Genomic DNA, 19,075 nt, shown 5'->3' on the forward strand with positions numbered 1-19,075 from the left:
TTCAGTTTAGTTTATAGCTATTTTGATGCTCCCCTTTTTTATTCAACGATATATTAGGTTTATTTTTACCCTATGGAATACTACAATTACCTAAAATCCCTGCATCTTATTTTTATAGTAACCTGGTTTGCGGGACTTTTTTACGTGCCGCGCCTGTTTATGTATCAGATTGAAGCTTCAGAAAAACAGGAGCCAGACCGCAGTATTTTAGGTGATCAACTTGCCATAATGACTAAGCGCCTTTGGAAGATTATTACCTGGCCGTCTATGATTTTAGCAAGTATTTTTGCCTTGGCAATGTTACATATTAGCCCGGGACTTTTAGAGCTTCCGTGGATGCAGATTAAACTGGGGTTTGTGGTTTTGCTGTATGTCTATCACTTCAAAAATCATCAGATTTATAAGCAGTTGCAAGCCGGTAATTTTAAGTATACCACAAAATTTATGCGCATCTGGAATGAAGGTCCTACACTTATTCTCTTTGCCGTAGTATTTTTAGTAATAACAAAAAGTGCAACCAACTGGATTTGGGGTTTAGCAGGGTTATTAACCCTTGCCATACTTCTTATGTTGGGAATAAAACTATATAAAAGCATACGCGAAAAAAACCCGAACGCCTGACGGCGCGATTTTTGATACCTTCTAACCCATGAAATTTAACAAGCTTTCGTTACGCCTGCGCATCTTTTTTGGGATGGTTTTCCTCATTCTGGGAGCTTCGATTCTCATTGGGATTATTAGTGTTGTACAATACAAAGAGGAAGCAAAAGAATATCACCGCGATCGCTTGTTGCGCAAAGAAGATCAGATTAGAGCAGAGATAGATTATGTTTTGGACCAGACTTCTTATGAGATAACCGCAAATAACCTCCCTAATATTTTAAGATGGCAACAGAACATATACCGCATTGCAGATGTTCACGAGTTGCCTATTAATATCTACGATCTAAAAGGACACCTTTTATTAAAATCTAAAGACGGCTTTGTTTCAGATACCTTAGAAACAGCGCTCACACCTAAAATTCTAGACGGTTTAGCTAATTCTCCCACAAAACGGTGGGTCGAACAATTAGAGATAGACGGTGTAAAATATACCTCGTCATACACCTACATCAACGACAATAAGTTTAAGCCGCTTGCAATAATGAATCTACCCTATATACAGGATGATGATTTTATAACCCGCGAGCTCGATGAGTTTCTGCGTAGACTTGCAGAAGGCTATTTGTTTATGCTGCTTATTGCTACAGCTTTATCCTATTTTCTATCGCGTTACATTACACGTAGCTTAAAAACCATAGGTGATAAAATGATTGAGACGCGTCTTGACAAGCGCAATCAGCGTATTGAGATTGACGACGCCAGTGAAGAAATTAACAACCTGGTGCAGTCTTATAATGGGATGATAGACGAACTCGAAAACTCTGCTGCGCAACTTGCACAAAGCGAGCGGGAGGCAGCCTGGCGGGAGATGGCAAAACAGGTAGCACACGAGATTAAAAATCCGTTGACACCTATGCGCTTAACCGTACAAAGTTTTCAACGCAGATTTGATCCTGAAGACCCTGATATTCACAAAAAGTTAGATGAGTACAGTAAAACCTTGATTCAGCAGATAGACACGATGAGTTCTATAGCAGAGGCTTTTTCTAACTTCGCTAAAATGCCTGCGCAGCAAAATGAAACGTTGAATGTGGTTTTTGTAACTAAGCTGGCGCTCGATATTTTTACAGAACCCTATTTGACTTTTATTTCGGAAGAAGAAGAGATTACCGCAAAATTTGACCGTACCCAGTTGATTCGGGTGATTACAAATCTTGTTAAAAATGCTACTCAGGCTACCGAAGATACTCCAGATCCTAAAATACGGGTTGAGGTAAAGCGGGAAGACGGTATGGTGTGTATTTTGGTTTGCGATAATGGTCATGGTATTTCAGAAGATCTTGCAGAAAAAGTTTTTGAACCTAAATTCACCACAAAATCAAGTGGAATGGGACTGGGACTGGCGATGGTTAAAAATATCGTGGAAACCTATAACGGAACCATTACCTTTACTTCTAAAGCGGAACGAGGAACTGTTTTTAAAGTGTCTTTTCCGCAGGCAATTGTCTAAAAACTAAATAGTATAATCATGAATTTTGAAAATCTTATTTATGAAGTCGATGATCAATTGGCTATCATAACTATAAACAGACCTAAAAAACTAAACGCACTCAATAAAGAAACCATTCAGGAATTGCACGACGCGTTTGCAGAAGCTGATAGCGATCCTAATATTGGAGTAATTATCTTAACCGGAAGCGGAGAAAAAGCGTTTGTTGCCGGCGCAGATATTAGTGAGTTTTCAGATTTTGAAGAAGAGCAAGGCGCTCTTTTAGCACGTAAAGGTCAGAAATTATTATTTGACTTTATCGAAAACCTAAGTACACCGGTAATTGCTGCAATTAACGGTTTTGCCTTAGGTGGCGGTCTAGAATTGGCAATGGCAGCTCACATACGTATCGCCAGTGATAATGCACGAATGGGTCTGCCCGAAACTTCGCTGGGTTTAATACCGGGTTATGGGGGCACACAGCGTTTACCGCAGTTAGTAGGTAAAGGCCGCGCTTTTGAAATGATTATGACTGCCAGTATGATTAATGCAGATCAAGCATTACAATATGGTCTTGTGAATCATGTAACAATGCAAGAAGAGCTAATGTCACACGCAGAAAAATTAGCTGCTAAGATTTTAGATAACTCCGGTGTTGCGATTGCTACAGCCATAACAGCAGTTAATGCAGGTTTTAAAGCGGGTGTTAACGGTTACGATGTAGAGATTGAAGGTTTTGGGGCTTCTTTTGGTACCGAAGATTTTAAAGAAGGAACTTCAGCATTTTTAGAAAAAAGAAAGGCAGAATTTCCCGGGAAATAAAAGAGGCAATCTTAAATAAAGTATTAAAAAAACCGCTCTTTAGCGGTTTTTCTATTTTGATAAAAGCCCTTATTATCAGCACAAAAAAGTTCTGATATCCCGTTAATCACTTCTGTAAACAAGTATATTTGTTTGGATATAAGGAGTTGTAGCACATTTAAGAAAAACCTGTGGCACATTTAACAAACTATACATTTTCTAAACTCTGCAAGAAATTGGAAATCAATCGAGATATTGATTTAGACCTTTTTGTGGAATATGTTTACGAAGACCCACAGATATATTACATCTTAAATAAATTTGAAATAAAATACCTTTTCAACTATCGGACTTTACTCGAAGACGAGGACAAATTTTATGCAGAATATTATCAAGAAGTGCCTGAAAGAGTTGACACTCAAACCTATGTTTTTGAGCGTGCTGGAAAATTAAAATATCACTTAAATAATTCTTGTGCATTTATTAACAAGGATTTTATTGATTTCAACATTCCACCCGAAATTCAAGAATTAGGAAACGAAGTCGTGACCGAATTTAGAGAATGGTTTAAATCCAAAGGTTATGCAGAGGAATATTACAATGGGACTTTGGATACAGAAAAGGTCGTGTTTAATTACAATGTTAAATTTCCACCGAAATATAAAGTGCCTGTATTAAACGAGAATTATGAACTTGTAAAGCGTTTACCAAATTCGAACAATGTAATGCGAGAACAAGAGTTTGACTTAACAGCATTTCAAGAAACAATAATTCACCTAAAAACTAAATACTACAATGAATTTTCTTGTAAAGTTTCAAGAATTATATCAAAGTTTGACTATCTGTTGAGAAAGTCAGACCAAGAAATTGAAGAGAAAATAAGTGAAGTTTTTTCGCCTGAATTTATCGGAAATTATGGAATGAAAAAACTAAAAGAAAAGTTTAAGTTTTCAAGAGATTTAAAAGTCAAAGTTATTGCGGAATTATTGGAATATTTCAAGTGGAATTATAAAATTGATGATAAAGATTTTAATAATGTAACATTAGAAAATTTTGGACTTGACTGTTGTGGTGGTTGCGAAAAAAACGTGCTACAACAACGTGTATAACTCATTGCTATTCAGTATCTTAAACCGAATTTAAGGCTCATTTGGAAAGTCGCCAAATTTTTAAATTTGACGATTTCCAACAAAAAAGATAAATAGTAAAATTTAAAAATCTGGCTTGTGGCTCAACCGAAAAATAATCCCTAATTTGCTCGTAACGAGCCATACACAAGACCGTTAGCAGCAAGGCCAAATAACAGACAACATAAAACAATGACCTACGACTTTTTCGCAGACAAGGCCGACAAATTGGAATTTCTTGATTTCATTTTCAAGGACACTGACTTGCAGGTTTACGACTTAGGTTCTCAATACGGACAAGAGATTTGCCAATACAAAACAAGTGACGAAATATCCTCGAAGTTTGACCTTGAAATAGACGAATTCGGAACGACATTTCAACTATGGACGCCAAGACATAAAGGCAAACCCATTTTTAGAAAAGTTGACCTTGACCCAAAACGTTGCAATGGACATACGTTTCGTTATGCGACAGAAGGTTGGGGACTTATTCAATTGTATTTCGGAGGACTGAGAAACAACGAACTTAAACATTCTCACATCGGACATTTTAATGAAAAGGGAGCATTAAAATGGGAAGACGTTAATAATGTAAATGGACTTGTTAGTTCTTGGGACTGGACAGAAATTCAAAAAACATCGAGAAAATTAAAGTATCAAATTCACAATAAACTAACGACTAGAAAAATTGGAAGTTATGGAGTTTTATCTGGAGCAGACAAACTTGAAAAACAAGGAATAAAACTAAGATGAAGCGACTATGAACTAAAAGCCCAGCTAGTAACAATACATATAGCTTATGGCGGGTGAACGGCTTCCAGCAAGGTTTTCGCTCCGTAGCCAGCTTTAGTTTCGGTGGACAGGAAAGTGCTTCGAAACCGCCACAAGCCATATGCAAACCGTTAGCAACAATTAGAAATGAATAGATTCATATCATACGAAGGATTACCAATCAACTCTGGAGGAGCTCATAGCGTGAGTAGAAAATCCCCAAAAGTGAATTATGAACATACATTAGATTTTCTGAACTTATTCGCTAACAAAACTCAACCAAAATCAATCGATTTGACTTTATATGAGTCGGAAAAAAAAGAATATTCGACTCTGAAATTATTACCAAAATTGACCTTGAAATTTGGAATTCCAAAAACACGAAATGATGGATGGTTAAGAACTTGGACTTGGAGTTTAACGGAAAAAGATATTGAAAACGGATTTGAAACGCTTGAATTAAATAACGAGTTACCCAAAAATTCTGCTGGACCAATATCTCTGAATTTTAATTGGAATTTTTGTTTTAAAGACTCAAATACAAATCAAATTTTACCAAATCAAGAACTGATACCTGAACTGGATTTTAGGATTAAAAACTCTCGAATCTATCTAATGTTATCTAAAAAGTCAACGATTTCTGTTTGGTTTGCATTACCATTTGAGAAAATCGAAAAATATGAACTGGAATTTATAAAAAAATTAAAGTCAAATTTACCATTTAAAACATCTGACAAAAATTGGAGAATTTGGAAAAAATCTGAAAAGGGAAATTGGACTTCAAAAAAAATTGAAATAAAAAACGTCAGCTAACACCGTGTAAAAAACATTGCTTATTTTAGTTCAATCGTTTGGTGGTTGCTTTGCTTGCTAGCTTCTGATTTTCCTGCGGAAAATCCTCGCTGACAAAATCGCAACTTTTCTTATACCAAACCGTTCTAACACATTAGACAAAAAAAATGTCAATAGATCAAAAAAAACACCAGTCATTTGTAACAATTGTCGAACCGAGAATGTTTCGAATCTAAAATATTGATTCTCCTATGGCTATGAATTACCTAAAACCACCACAATTGAAAGTAATTGACAACAAATCAATAACAGAACAAGATTTTACCTATACCAGTACAAAATATACTCTCGGACTTCTTGGAATATGTTTTGGCTCACTAATCTTATTGATTTTGGTTTTTACAAATCTTCTTGACAAAACTGATATAACTCTTGTTTTGAGTTTTTCCATTCCTGTAATCATATTCTTTATTTTCAAGAAAAACATAAAAAGGTTTGGAAAAGGACAAATTAAAAATGGAGTTCTTTTTCTTAAGCTTGACACCGAAATGTTGACTATTGATTTGAATGAAATTGAAAATTATAAGATTGATCACTACAATGGGGTAATTTTTAAAGTGAAATTAAAGAGTGGCAAAAAGCATCAAATTACTGCCAATGACAACTTTTGTGACGCATCTTCATTTGAAGAGTTTACAGATTATTTTGAGTCCAACATATCAAATTACAAGAATGAAAACAATTTAGAAATCGTTAGGAAAAAATCGATGTTTGAGTACAAATTGATGTTTTACGTGTTAATAATTATGACGATTGCAGCGGTCGGAGCATTATTTTATTCATTGTATTTTACTAACAAAACTTCAGGTATATTATTTAGTTCTTTAGGGATAATATTAATAATGTGGGCAGCTTACTATAAAGCGCAAATGAGAAAAAAAGAAAAATAACTGCAGGCAACAACGGTAACCGTTGCACAAGCCTTTAAATTATAGAAATCACATTCCGTTGAACCGCTTTTTAGCGGTTTTTCTATTTTAAAAAGGCTCTGTTAATCAATATAAAAATGTTCTGATATCCCGTTAATCACTTCGGTAAAAAAGTATATTTGTTTGTGTAGGCTTCCCCTTTTTGTAGGCTTCCCTAAAAATAGGACAGTCCAAATGAAATTTCGGAATTGATTATTAATCTTAAAAATCTCGGATTTTTATATAAACCTAATAAATACACATATGCATCTGAATTTAACAATCGTAAATATCTAACCAAACTGATTGAATTAAAATCGTGGCCAGATTTTTTAAACTGGTTAGATGAACAAAAAACAGATTCAAACATTGTTAATGATTTTTCAGATTCGACAATTGGACAAGTAAATTAGTCATCTAATTTTTCTAATAGTCCCCAAACGAATAATCTTACAGAAAATATTAAAGGCGATTTAAAGATAACGCCTATTATAACATTCTGGAAACTCATTTCAGAAAACAAACTCATTTCAAGCATTATATTTGTTATCATTTTATATTTAATTAAAGTCATATTCGGAATTGATTTAAAATAAATACGTTTGCCAACACCGTATAATCTATGGCTTGGTACGGTCACACTTAGAAAATTCTCGCAGATTTCCAGCTTGTCGTGTACTTGCAAAGTTAAGTGCTTAATCAAGCAATTACTCGTAACCAGAAACGAACACACATTTCAATTCAGTACTCTATTTAAACAATTCGGCAACACTTTTTAAATATATCTATCGGCTAAAAATACTTTTGGGTTTCAATTAAAACCTAATTATGAAAAAAATTCTGAAGCGAGTTGCAATATTTTTAGCAGTCAACGTATGCTTATTCTTTCTAACAACACTAGTACTTATCAACTGGCCAATACCTAAAAAAGATAAAATCGAAAATTATGATTACAGTTCTATTGATACGCTGTCTGTAAAATCTTTTAAGAAAAAGGAGAAATGGATTTACATGCGCGATGGGAATAGGCTATTTAGTAAAATTTATTCAAGCCAATCTAAAACCGCTTTAATTTTATTACACGGAAGTGGATCTGAAAGTCGATACCTAAAAACCCTAGCAGGTAATATTTCTCAAGATAACATTGCAACCGTAATTACACCAGATTTGAGAGGTCACGGGCGTAATTTAAAAGAGCAATCTGACATTAAATACATTGGTCAATTAGAAGAAGATATTGAAGATCTCATCACATACGCAAAAGATAGCTTAAATGCTGAGAAAATTATTTTAGCAGGTCATTCATCAGGAGGAGGTTTAGTTTTAAGATATATTGGAAATTTAAACTTAACTAAAATTGATAAAGCTATAATGCTTGCACCTTATCTGGGACATGAGGCGCCAACCGTAAAGCCGCAAAGTGGTGGGTGGGTAACAGTTGGAGTCAAAAGATGGGTTGGGCTGTCGATGTTGAATTTTATGGGTATTCAAAAGTATAATGAAAAACCCGTTCTATTTTTCAACAGACCAAAAGCATACGAAGATAGCTTACAAAACAAATTCTACTCCTACCGCATGGCAGTAAATTTTGCACCTAAAGACTATAAAAAAGATATTACTAACCTACGAACAAGTAGCTTAGTTTTAGTGGGTGCTGAAGATGAGAGTTTCTACCCCAATAAATTTAAAGAAGTCTATAGCCCGGCTTCTAAATACGCCGATGTACAAATACTAGAAAATGTGAATCATTTAAATATTGTGAAAGATAGCGAGGTATTAAAACGAATTGAAAATTACATTCTAAATTAAGAGTTTAGAAACAGTTCGTATTTATAAACAAGTATATCTGATTAAATTTAAGTGATTATCACTTATTAAAATCAAACAAAAAAATGAATAAAGTGAAAAATGTTTCGATAACAATAGGAATCACTTTTATTTTCATTTTTGTTTTATCAATCCTGAATATTAAATACAACAGCGGAAGCCAACTACGTGCTGTTTTTTACTGCTTTCTTCTATTTGACGTAATTCGTTCAATATGGAAAATTCCTAGTAAACATCACGATAAACCAGATTATATGAAATAGTCTTCTAAAACTCTGGTAATTGGAAATATTCCATATATTTGTAATAAATCCTATTTATGCAAATTCCGGGAGAACATTTAGAAGGCAGAGGAGCACAGCAAAATGTAACCAATAGATTTTCGGTACACAGCCACGAGATGCGGGATGATTTTTTAAATCACTGCAATCAGGAAGGTGACGAACCTCAAAATTTAAAAACGCTTTTTATAGATACATTCCCAAAGACGATTGTAAATAAAGTAGAAAGCCCAGACGTGGGAATGGGATATTCTTTAAATCCGTACCAGGGCTGCGAGCACGGTTGTGTGTATTGTTATGCCCGTAACTCGCACGAATATTGGGGATATAGTGCCGGTCTTGATTTTGAAAGCCGCATTTTAGTGAAGCGCAATGCGGTACGTTTACTCGAAAAACACCTTACTAAAAAATCGTGGAAAGCCACTCCTATTGTCCTATCGGGTAATACAGACTGTTATCAGCCTGCAGAAAAGCAATTTAAAATCACTCGAAGTCTGCTTGAGACCTTTCTAAAATACCGGCATCCTGTGGGGATTATTACTAAAAATGCGCTCATTCAGCGGGATTTTGATATTCTTAAAGAACTTGCCGCGTATAATTTGATACACGTAAATATGTCTATAACATCGCTCGAAGAAAAAACCAGACGTTTGCTCGAGCCGCGTACAGCAAGTGTCAAAAAACGATTAGAGACGGTTAAAAAACTTACCGATATGGGCGTGCCGGTACGGGTTATGACAGCTCCCATTATTCCGGGAATAAATAGCCATGAAGTTTTGCCGTTGATAAAGGCAGCTGCAGACCACGGCGCAAGTTCGGTGGGGTATACCGTAGTGCGTTTAAATGGGGCTATAGGCGGTATTTTTGAAAAGTGGATACGCTCTGCTATGCCAGACCGCGCAGATAAAGTACTCAATCAAATAGCGGCGTGTCACGGCGGAAATCTCAACGATTCGCAATATGGAAGGAGAATGAAGGGTAGCGGAGAGTTTGCAAACCAGATACAGGCACAAATGGAATTAGGTCGTAAAAAATACCTGAAAGGTCGCGAGAAAGAACCGCTTAACTGCGACTTGTTTGAGCAATACAGGCCGGGGCAACTGTCTTTGTTTTAAATTTACGTACTGGCATAATTTCTGTACATAATAGTCTGCTATAAAACAGAAAATGAAAAACCTATTCCTTCGATTTGTCGTCTGTGCTTTTGTATTGCTTATGGTGTCTTGCGATAAGCTTACTAAGGCAACAGATTTTATTACCCAACCTACTGCCCGGGAGATTTACGCCCGCAACTTTAAGACAGACTCGATACCATACACCCTATGGAAAACAGCCTTTACAAATGCTTTAAAAGATAGTTTAACCATAGCATCACCTTACTTAGAATCCGGGAGATTCAACCCAGAACGATTTCCGGTTTATAGTTATGATTTTCGGTTAGAACGTGGGCGTAGCTATACGTTTGCGTTGCAGACAGACACGTTAAATCCGTTAGTATTTATTGACCTCTATGAGAAAACTTCAGATAGTTTAGCATATTTCAATTTAATTGAGCAGGCAGAATACAATTCTAAAAAGTTGCGCTTTTCAACAAAAAAAGAAGGAAATTATAAAATTGTGGTTCAGCCTCAATTGGGAGCTCAATCAACATTCACATTTAGTCTTTCTAGTACACTGGCCTATAGTTTCCCCGTAGCGGGCATTTCAGAAAAGGCCATACAAAGCTATTGGGGAGCATCGCGAGATGGTGGTAAGCGCAGTCACGAAGGCGTAGATATTTTTGCAGATCGCGGGACTCCTGTACTTGCAAGTGTAGACGGTATTGTGGGCAGAACCGGAAATAGGGGATTAGGCGGTAAGCAGGTGTGGTTGCGAGAAAGTTTGTTTGGTAATTCGCTGTATTATGCGCATCTAGATAGTATAATCGCACGAGACGGGCTGCGTGTAAAAAGAGGTGACACCTTAGGATTGGTAGGAAACACCGGTAATGCAAGAACCACTCCGCCTCACTTGCATTTTGGTATTTACGGCAGAGGCACAGGAGCAATTAATCCGCTTTCGTTTTTAAAACAAGAAACCCGTTTAAAAACTGCTGAAGTAGATGCTGATGCACCACTAGACTATTTAATTAAAAACAAGGTGGCTAATTTGAGAAATTCCGCTTCCGCGAAAGCAAAAAAAATAGGTGTTTTAAACCGAAATGATACCATTCAGGTTTTAGGAGTTGTCAACGATTGGTTACATATTGCAACTCAGGATTCCCAGCGTGCGTACATTCATCAAAGTTTGGTAAAGCCCTTTTAATAGCACAATATCGCTTCATCTTATTAACAGTTTTTTGGCTTTAAAAGGATCAATCGTTGTTATTTTTAAGCTGAAAACTAAAAAATCGCAAACGATGTCGTTATTTGGAAAAGTAAAAAATACAATAGGCTTATTAAAATCGGTTGATTTAGATGCTCTCGCAAAATTATCTGAGAAAGTAGATCTCTCGCAAGTGATGAGTGCGGTAGGTAATCTTGACGACCGTCAGCTTAAAGGACTGATGAAAATGTTGACTTCACAGGCAAAAAAAGGCCAGCGTAAATTACCTCCTGTAGATGGGGACTTTTACAATATGGCTCTAAAATTAACTCCTGAAGAGCGCGAAATGCAAATGAAGATGCGCAACTTTATGGAAGATGAGGTTAAACCCATCGCCAATGATTTCTGGAACAGAGCCGAATTCCCACATCATATAATTCCCAAATTTGCTGAGCTGGGGCTGGCAGGTATCGCGTATAAAGGATACGGTTGTCCCGGTCAATCTTTCTTAATGGAAGGTATTCTGGCTATGGAGCTTGCTCGTGTAGATGTTTCTATTTCGACCTTTTTTGGCGTGCATAGTGGCCTGGCGATGGGCTCAATCTACCTCTGCGGTAGCGAAGAACAGAAACAAGAATGGCTTCCTAAAATGCAAAAATTTGAAAAAATAGGAGCATTCGGCCTTACGGAGCCTGAAGTAGGTTCTGCCGTTGCGGGCGGAATGGGAACCACGTGTCGTAAAGAAGGAGAGGAGTGGGTACTTAACGGCCAGAAAAAATGGATAGGTAATGCCACGTTTTCAGACATAACCATAATCTGGGCGCGAGACGAAGCTACAGACCGGGTAAAAGGTTTTATCGTGCGTAAAGAAAACCCCGGTTTTAAAGCCGAAAAAATGCAGGATAAAATGGCATTACGTACCGTACAGAATGCATTAATCACCTTAACTGATTGTAGAGTGCCCGAAAGTGATCGTTTACAAAATGCAGAATCGTTTAAAGACACCGCAAAAGTATTGCAAATGACGCGTGCAGGTGTGGCGTGGCAAGCGGTAGGTTGCGCACGTGGTGCGTACGAGGCTGCCTTAAAATATACAAAGAAGCGGGAGCAGTTTGGCCGTCCTATTGCCAGTTTTCAGTTAATTCAGAATCACCTGGTAGAAATGGTTTCTAATCTTACAGCAATGCAAACCATGTGTTTTCGCCTTAGCGAGATGCAGGATGCCGGGCAGTTAAAAGATGAGCACGCTTCTTTAGCAAAAGTATTTTGTTCTATGCGTACGCGTGATGTTGTAAGCAGAGCGCGCGAAGTTATGGGTGGTAATGGTATTTTGCTAGAGTATGACGTGGCGCGTTTTGTTGCAGATGCAGAGGCAATTTACAGTTATGAAGGTACTAAAGAAATTAATTCTCTAATTGTAGGTAGAGCAATTACAGGCTACAGCGCCTTTGTAAGCTAGATAAATACAGATGTAAAGAATGACGGGTAAAGATTTTTATAGCTGTTAGAATATCACGTTATTTGCAACTGAATTTTTTAAAAAATATAAAATGAAATTTAATAGATTATTTCTTGCATTGCCGGTAGCATTAACACTGGTTAATTGTGATGATTCAAAAAAAGGCTCTGGAGATGTAGAGCTTAAGACCTTTAAAGACTCAATATCGTATATGATAGGTGGTAATACCGGAGCTCAATTTAAACAAGCTCTTGGTGATGACGCTGGTGATCTTTTTGATTTAGATGTTTATGAGCAGGGAGTACGCAAAGGTTTTACAGATAGTATTGAATTTTCTCAGGCTGAAATGCAAAGTTTAATGACGCGTTTTCAAGCAGAATTAAAGAAGAAGCAAGATGCTGAAATGGCTACTAAAGCTGCAGATAATAAGAAAAAGGAAGATGAGTTTTTAGCTGAAAATGCTAAGAAAGAAGGTGTTGTAACTACAGAAAGCGGTCTTCAATACAAAGTATTAACTGAAGGTACAGGAGCAACTCCTACAGCAGAAGATAGAGTTAGTGTTAACTACGAAGGTAAATTGCTAGACGGTACTGTTTTTGACAGCTCTTATGAGCGTGGAGAGCCGGTAACTTTTGGTGTTACTCAGGTAATTGCAGGGTGGACAGAAGCATTACAACTTATGAAAGAAGGAGCAAAATATCAATTGTATATTCCTTCAGCTTTAGCATACGGCGAGCGCGGATCACAACCTAATATTGGACCTGGTGAGCCATTAATTTTTGATGTTGAGTTACTCGAAGTAGTTAAAGAATAAAAAAGAAAAGCATAATTTTGAAAGGCACTGTAAACTACAGTGCCTTTTTTTGTTTTAATAAATCACAAGCTTAAAATCTATACCATGCAATTTAAAAATGCGCTATACCTCATACCCTTAACCTTATGTTTTATTAACTGTTCTTCGCCTAAAGAAGTTGTAATGGCAAAACCGGTAGCGCCGGTTGCTAAGTTTACATCTTTCAAAGATTCGGTTTCTTACGCGATGGGTGCTTCAACAGCAAAGCAGTTTAAAGGTATGTTTGGCAAGTCGCAAGATTCTATTTTTAATCTGAAGCAGTATGAAAACGGCTTAAAAGAGGGTCTTAATGACACGCTTGCGCTTTCAGAAAATGAAATCAGAGACATTATGGGAAGATTTCAGGCTGAACTGCGTTCTTTAAAAGAAAAACAACGGGAAGCAGCAGAAGTTAAAAACAAAAAAGAAGAAACAGATTTTCTGACGATCAATAAGAATAAAGAAGGCATTACAGCAACTGAAAGTGGTTTGCAGTATAAAGTATTAAAAGAAGGCTCAGGAGTTGTTCCTGGCGCTTCAGATAAGGTTGAGGTGCATTACGAAGGGCGTTTGCTAGACGGTACCGTGTTTGACAGCTCCTACAAAAGGGGAGAACCTATTGTATTAGGAGTAGGGCAGGTAATAAAAGGATGGACAGAAGCTTTGCAACTCATGAAAGTAGGTTCTAAATACCAACTGTATATTCCTGCAGAACTGGCATATGGCGCAAGCGGTGCGGGAGAAGATATTCCACCCTATGCAATGCTCATTTTTGATGTAGAGTTATTAGGTATAAAATAATCCATTCAATCAAAAATCAGAACAGCTGTTTAAGATAAACCGAAGCTTATGATGATGACCTTAATTGTAATAGCGGTAGTTTCCGGAGCGCTTCTGCTTGGAGCTGTTTGGGGAATTTATGGTTCGTTATCAAAAACTACAGAAGGCTTTCTGGTTGCTTTGGCAGGTGGTGCCTTAATTGTTTCTGCAGTGCTGGAGTTGATTAACCCGGCGATGGAAAAATCTTCTATAGGTATAGCATTAAGCATTGTTTTTGCCGGTGCTCTGGTTTTTACAGGTCTTGATTATCTCGTCAAACAAAAATGGGGTTCAAATAGTGGCGGCGGACTTTTAGCTGCAATTACGCTAGATGGTATTCCTGAGAATCTGGCGTTAGGTGTTGCCTTAATAGGTGCAGACCCACTTACTATAGCGGCACTGTCTGGCTCAATATTTCTCTCTAATTTGCCTGAAGCAGCCGGCGGCGCCAAAGAAATGACTCAAAACGGGGCTTCAAAAAAGAAAGTACTTACCCTCTGGGCAGCTACAGCCTTAATTTTATCACTAGCTGCATTTTTAGGAAATCTACTACTCGCTGATGTATCTGACTCTTTACTGGCATATATACGTTGCTTTGCCGGTGGTGCTGTAGTAGCTTCTCTGGCTATTGAAGTCTTTCCTAAGGCGTATAAAGAAGACAGTTATTGGGCAGGTATTGCGACTGCAATAGGTTTAATTCTGGCTTTTTATCTAAATAGTTTAGGATAGTTTTTGCTTCCGCGAAAGCATAACTTTCACAGATCTTGAAGACTTGTTACTTAACTAAAATTTAGAATTATCTTATCGTGTCTTTACTATAAATCTCTTTAATTTTAATGTGAAGTGAATTGTTTAAATCTTTGCTATTGAATAAAAGATTTAAATAAAACACAACTTAAGTAACTTCTCAATGGCATACATCGATTATTATAAAGTTTTAGGTATAGATAAAACGGCTACCGAAGCAGATATCAAAAAAGCATATCGTAAGATGGCACGTAAATACCATCCTGATGTTAACCCGGGAAACGCAGAAGCCGAAGAAAAATTTAAGCAGTTAAATGAGGCAAACGAAGTTTTAGGAAATCCAGAAAACCGAAAAAAATACGATAAGTACGGTAAAGACTGGCAACACGCTGATGCTTATGAAAATGCCGAACGTCAGCAACGATCGTATGGCAATCCTGGCGGCGGAAGAGCACAGTATAGCGGAGGCTATGATGCGGGCGATTTTTCAGACTTTTTTGGGTCTATGTTTGGCGGGGCAGGTGGTTCTCGTGGAGGACGTGCTGCGCAGTATAGAGGCCAGGATTTTAATGCAACCCTACAATTAAACCTCGAAGAGGTTTTTAAAACCGAAAAACGCACCATTACCATTAATGGTAAAAATATACGACTTACCATACCTGCAGGGGTAGAAAACGGGCAAACCATAAAAATAAAAGGCTATGGTGGTGAAGGTGTAAATGGAGGACCTAAAGGTGATTTGCTGCTTCAATTCTCAATTGCAAATAATTCTGCTTTTAAGCGAGATAAGGCAAACTTATATAAAACGGTAGATCTTGATTTATATACTGCAATTTTAGGTGGAGAACTTATCGTAGACACGTTTGACGGGAAAGCAAAATTAAAAGTTGCTGCGGGCACTCAAAGCGGTACGCAGGTTAAATTAAAAGGAAAAGGGTTTCCTGTATATAAAAAGGAAAATCAGTTTGGAGACCTATTTATAACCTATGCTATAAAAGTACCCACAAATCTATCAGAAAAAGAAAAAGAACTATTTGAAGAACTCTCAAAATTACAATCCTCATGAGCCATTCAGACTACATACCCGTTCCCGAACTTTGCAAACATTATTGTATAAATCAAACCTTTTTTGAAGAATTACACGATAAAGGCGTACTTGAGATTGTGAGTATAGCGCATACAAATTGCCTGCATCACGAGAGCATACCCATATTTGAGAAAATCGTGCGTATTTCTGAAGAATTGCATATTAATATCGAAGGAATTGATGTGATTCTAAATCTTTTAGACACGGTAGATGACCTCAGAAGTCAACTAACTGCTACACAAAACCGATTGAGGTTATATGAATAAAAAAACCAGACCTTTTTGAGATCTGGTTTTTCTCATTATATAAGTTATAAAATTTAAGGAGCGGGGTTTGGAATTTCCTTATGTACCGTCTCTATCTCTTCTAAAATTTCTTCAGAAAGAGAGACGTTAATACTGCCTATATTTTCTTTAAGTTGCTCTAATGAGGTAGCACCTATAATATTTGCAGTCATAAACGGGCGATCTGTTACAAAAGCCAGTGCAAGTTGGGTAATAGATAAACCGTGTTTCTCTGCGATTGCTATATACTGCTTAGTTGCTGCTACTGCATTATCATTTGAGTATCTATTATACTGCGGAAATTGATTCACCCGAGAATCTTGTGCATCTGTACCTTTAATATATTTCCCGGAAAGTGTGCCAAAACCAAGCGGTGAATACGCCAGTAATCCTACTTCTTCACGGTGTAAGAGCTCTGTTAATCCTACTTCATCCTTTCGGTTTAATAAATTATAGGGGTTTTGAACCGTTATCATTTTAGGCAGTCCTTTACGGGCTTCTTCTAGATATCGAGACAACCCGTAAGGTGTTTCGTTACTTACACCTATATGTCTTATCAATCCTTCTTTTACAAAGTCCTGTAAACCTTCAAGAATTTCAGCAAAATTATCCTGCCATTTTTCGTTCTCATCGTGCGTGTAACCCAGCTTTCCGAAGTAATTGGTATTGCGCTCTGGCCAGTGCAATTGATATAAATCAAGATAATCTGTCTGAAGACGCTTTAAACTTTTGTGAATGGCATCTTTAAACTCTGCTTTTGTAAAGCCATCGGTACGAATGTGTTTAGACATTGCTGCCGGTCCTGCAATTTTAGATGCGATAACGAGGTCATCACGTTTCCCTCTTTTAGCTAACCACGTACCAATAATACGTTCTGTGCTTCCCTGTGTTTCGGGCTTAGCAGGAACGCTGTATAGCTCTGCAGTATCAATAAAGTTTACTCCTTGTTCTATTGCGTAATCAAGTTGGGCGTGACCTTCGGCTTCGGTATTTTGTTGACCGTACGTCATTGTTCCCAGGCATATCTTACTCACTTTTACAGTGGTATTGGGGAGCGTTGTGTAGCGCATATTCTTTAATTTTTTTGAATTTTGTAAAAGTAAAGAAGTGAATTTTTAGGAATTAATTTTTGTGAAAAAATTTAAGAAGAAACTAAAAGAGCCTGCAAACGCAGGCTCTTTTAGTTTTGTACAATTATGCTTTTCGAGCTGTTATAGAAGATCCGTTTATAGTCGTTGTATAAATTTTTAAAGCACGCACACTACCCGATGAATTTTGCGGGCCACGTATAATACCACCATCTACCTCAAAGCGAGCAGCGTGTAATTGACACTCAATTAAATTAGCGCTTCCCTGAAAGAGTAAACGTCCTCCCTGATGGGGGCATAATGATTCTGTAGCAACAAATGATGATGAGGTTTCTCCCTCGCTAATACGTATAAATAAAACACCGTTTTGTGTTTTTTGAGCTCCTACAGTGGCGAGGTCGCTCAGATTAACCGTGACATCTACAGGATTTCCACCGGTACCACCATTAGTATCTGGCACGTTAGATCCACCATCATCCCCAGTGCTGCAGGCAGCCAGAAGACAAGATCCGGAACACGCCAGAAATACACCCTTTCCTACTGTAATCAAAAAGTCTTTTCTATCCATAATAAACTCGTTTTTATTTATAATCTTCAATTAAATGCTACGTTTAAAGCAAACCGAAAACAGATGCTTTTCAATCTTAAGTATTGTATTTTAAAAGTTTAGTGGTTGTATTTTAGGTATATACGAAGTATTGTTAAAAAAGGTTTAAAACAAAAAAAATCCGCTTGCAAACTGCAAGCGGATTACTAAATATTAAAACTGAAAAAAGCTAGATCTCGTTGAGCAATTTTGTTACCTCGTCAAGTTGAGGGGTTAGAATTACTTCGATTCTTCGGTTTTTTGCTTTTCCTTCTGCTGTAGTATTAGGCGCTACGGGCGCATATTCTCCACGACCTGCAGCCGTTAAGTTTTGTGGGTTAATAGCAGAATTCTGACTTAAAATTTCAACAATAGCTGTTGCTCTTTTTGTGGATAAATCCCAGTTATTGTTTATTGTGCCGCTGCCGTTATAAGGTACATTATCTGTATGCCCTTCTATGAGTACAGCAATTTCAGAATTATCTGCAAGTACAGACCCTAATTGCTGTACCGCTTTGCGACCGTTAGCTCCTACCGTCCAACTACCGCTATCAAAAAGTAATTTGTTTTCTAATGAAATATAAACCTTACCATTACGCTGTTCTACCGTTAAACCTTTTCCTTCAAAATCTACAAGAGCTTTTGAAATCGCATCTTTTAAAGCGCGCATTTTTGCATCTTTAGCGGCAATCATCGACTCAAGCTCATCTACACGTTGCGAACGTTCTGCAAGATCCCGCTGAAGTTTTTCAAGACGGGCCTGTTCTGTTGCAAGAGCGAGTTGTTTTTCATCAAGTTCACTTAATAATTCTCTGTTTTTCTTAGAATTTTCGGCAAGACTCTTTGAGCTGTTTGCTTCTAAGGCATCGTACGATTTTTGTAAATTTTCAAGATTGCTCTTGGCAGCTGCATACTGGCTCGCGAGTTGGTCACGCTCTGCTGTTGCACTTTCAAGTTCTTCACGCAAACGGGAAGATTCGGTTTCAAACTGATTTTTTAATCGGTTTGAAGTAGCAAGATCTCTATCTAGATCTTGATTTTCGGCTTTAAGACCGGCATAGCGCGCTTCTAGATCTTTGTAAACTTTTGCAGAAACACACGAAGTAAGTGTAGCAGCGCTAAATAGAATAACGCAAAACTTTTTTAGCATAATTATAAAGTGATTAAGTTGTTTTTCAGTAACGCAGGCATTTTTAATTTATTGGTGATT

The 19,075-nt window shown here is 37.2% G+C and carries 19 protein-coding genes; 16 read left to right on the top strand and 3 right to left on the bottom strand.

What is annotated here, in order from left to right:
• The first annotated feature begins 72 nt into the window (after positions 1 to 72).
• From ACEN25_RS09020 to ACEN25_RS09095, 16 genes are all read left to right on the top strand, one after another.
• The gene (locus ACEN25_RS09020; protein ID WP_441802620.1) at positions 73 to 621 is read left to right on the top strand and encodes a CopD family protein; all 549 of its coding nucleotides are present in this window, start codon (positions 73 to 75) and stop codon (positions 619 to 621) included.
• 28 nt (positions 622 to 649) lie between these two features.
• The gene (locus tag ACEN25_RS09025) at positions 650 to 2,113 is read left to right on the top strand and encodes an ATP-binding protein (RefSeq protein WP_441802621.1); all 1,464 of its coding nucleotides are present in this window, start codon (positions 650 to 652) and stop codon (positions 2,111 to 2,113) included.
• Between the two features lie 18 nt (positions 2,114 to 2,131).
• Positions 2,132 to 2,914, top strand: a complete 783-nt coding sequence (locus ACEN25_RS09030) for an enoyl-CoA hydratase/isomerase family protein (protein ID WP_396510065.1) — start codon at positions 2,132 to 2,134, stop codon at positions 2,912 to 2,914.
• A 170-nt stretch (positions 2,915 to 3,084) separates the two neighbouring features.
• Positions 3,085 to 4,002: a hypothetical protein gene (locus ACEN25_RS09035; protein ID WP_441802622.1), complete on the top strand. Its 918-nt coding sequence runs from the start codon at positions 3,085 to 3,087 to the stop codon at positions 4,000 to 4,002.
• 210 nt (positions 4,003 to 4,212) lie between these two features.
• On the top strand, positions 4,213 to 4,773 hold the full coding sequence (locus ACEN25_RS09040) for a hypothetical protein (RefSeq protein ID WP_441802623.1): 561 nt from the start codon (positions 4,213 to 4,215) through the stop codon (positions 4,771 to 4,773).
• 165 nt (positions 4,774 to 4,938) lie between these two features.
• Positions 4,939 to 5,604, top strand: coding sequence for a hypothetical protein (locus ACEN25_RS09045; protein WP_441802624.1), 666 nt, complete (start codon positions 4,939 to 4,941; stop codon positions 5,602 to 5,604).
• Positions 5,605 to 5,834: 230 nt separating this feature from the next.
• Entirely contained in the window at positions 5,835 to 6,533 is a 699-nt protein-coding gene (locus ACEN25_RS09050) for a hypothetical protein (RefSeq protein WP_441802625.1), read from the top strand.
• An 846-nt stretch (positions 6,534 to 7,379) separates the two neighbouring features.
• Entirely contained in the window at positions 7,380 to 8,360 is a 981-nt protein-coding gene (locus ACEN25_RS09055; RefSeq protein WP_441802626.1) for an alpha/beta hydrolase, read from the top strand.
• Positions 8,361 to 8,697: 337 nt separating this feature from the next.
• Complete coding sequence (locus ACEN25_RS09060; protein WP_441802627.1) at positions 8,698 to 9,774, top strand: PA0069 family radical SAM protein; 1,077 nt, start codon at positions 8,698 to 8,700, stop codon at positions 9,772 to 9,774.
• Between the two features lie 52 nt (positions 9,775 to 9,826).
• Positions 9,827 to 10,963 carry a peptidoglycan DD-metalloendopeptidase family protein gene (locus ACEN25_RS09065; RefSeq protein ID WP_441802628.1) on the top strand — a complete coding sequence of 379 codons (1,137 nt, stop codon included), beginning with the start codon at positions 9,827 to 9,829 and terminating at the stop codon, positions 10,961 to 10,963.
• Between the two features lie 94 nt (positions 10,964 to 11,057).
• Positions 11,058 to 12,422 carry an acyl-CoA dehydrogenase family protein gene (locus ACEN25_RS09070; RefSeq protein ID WP_396512286.1) on the top strand — a complete coding sequence of 455 codons (1,365 nt, stop codon included), beginning with the start codon at positions 11,058 to 11,060 and terminating at the stop codon, positions 12,420 to 12,422.
• 91 nt (positions 12,423 to 12,513) lie between these two features.
• The gene (locus ACEN25_RS09075; protein ID WP_441802629.1) at positions 12,514 to 13,236 is read left to right on the top strand and encodes an FKBP-type peptidyl-prolyl cis-trans isomerase; all 723 of its coding nucleotides are present in this window, start codon (positions 12,514 to 12,516) and stop codon (positions 13,234 to 13,236) included.
• 84 nt (positions 13,237 to 13,320) lie between these two features.
• Positions 13,321 to 14,055, top strand: coding sequence for an FKBP-type peptidyl-prolyl cis-trans isomerase (locus ACEN25_RS09080; RefSeq protein ID WP_441802630.1), 735 nt, complete (start codon positions 13,321 to 13,323; stop codon positions 14,053 to 14,055).
• Between the two features lie 48 nt (positions 14,056 to 14,103).
• Positions 14,104 to 14,802 carry a ZIP family metal transporter gene (locus tag ACEN25_RS09085; RefSeq protein WP_441802631.1) on the top strand — a complete coding sequence of 233 codons (699 nt, stop codon included), beginning with the start codon at positions 14,104 to 14,106 and terminating at the stop codon, positions 14,800 to 14,802.
• 181 nt (positions 14,803 to 14,983) lie between these two features.
• On the top strand, positions 14,984 to 15,886 hold the full coding sequence (locus tag ACEN25_RS09090; protein ID WP_441802632.1) for a DnaJ C-terminal domain-containing protein: 903 nt from the start codon (positions 14,984 to 14,986) through the stop codon (positions 15,884 to 15,886).
• Complete coding sequence (locus ACEN25_RS09095; protein WP_441802633.1) at positions 15,883 to 16,173, top strand: chaperone modulator CbpM; 291 nt, start codon at positions 15,883 to 15,885, stop codon at positions 16,171 to 16,173. Before ACEN25_RS09090 ends, ACEN25_RS09095 begins: the two co-directional genes overlap by 4 nt.
• A gap of 53 nt (positions 16,174 to 16,226) precedes the next feature.
• On the opposite strand, the gene ACEN25_RS09100 is transcribed toward ACEN25_RS09095, so the two are convergent.
• The 3 genes from ACEN25_RS09100 to ACEN25_RS09110 all read right to left on the bottom strand — a co-directional run bounded on the left by ACEN25_RS09100 (position 16,227) and on the right by ACEN25_RS09110 (position 19,015).
• Entirely contained in the window at positions 16,227 to 17,261 is a 1,035-nt protein-coding gene (locus ACEN25_RS09100; protein ID WP_441802634.1) for an NADP(H)-dependent aldo-keto reductase, read from the bottom strand.
• A 124-nt stretch (positions 17,262 to 17,385) separates the two neighbouring features.
• Positions 17,386 to 17,847, bottom strand: a complete 462-nt coding sequence (locus ACEN25_RS09105) for a ubiquinol-cytochrome c reductase iron-sulfur subunit (RefSeq protein WP_441802635.1) — start codon at positions 17,845 to 17,847, stop codon at positions 17,386 to 17,388.
• Between the two features lie 208 nt (positions 17,848 to 18,055).
• Positions 18,056 to 19,015, bottom strand: a complete 960-nt coding sequence (locus ACEN25_RS09110) for an OmpA family protein (protein ID WP_028377198.1) — start codon at positions 19,013 to 19,015, stop codon at positions 18,056 to 18,058.
• Between the last annotated feature and the right edge of the window lie 60 nt (positions 19,016 to 19,075).

The sequence above is a fragment of the Leeuwenhoekiella sp. W20_SRS_FM14 genome (assembly GCF_052119605.1).
Lineage (GTDB): Bacteria > Bacteroidota > Bacteroidia > Flavobacteriales > Flavobacteriaceae > Leeuwenhoekiella.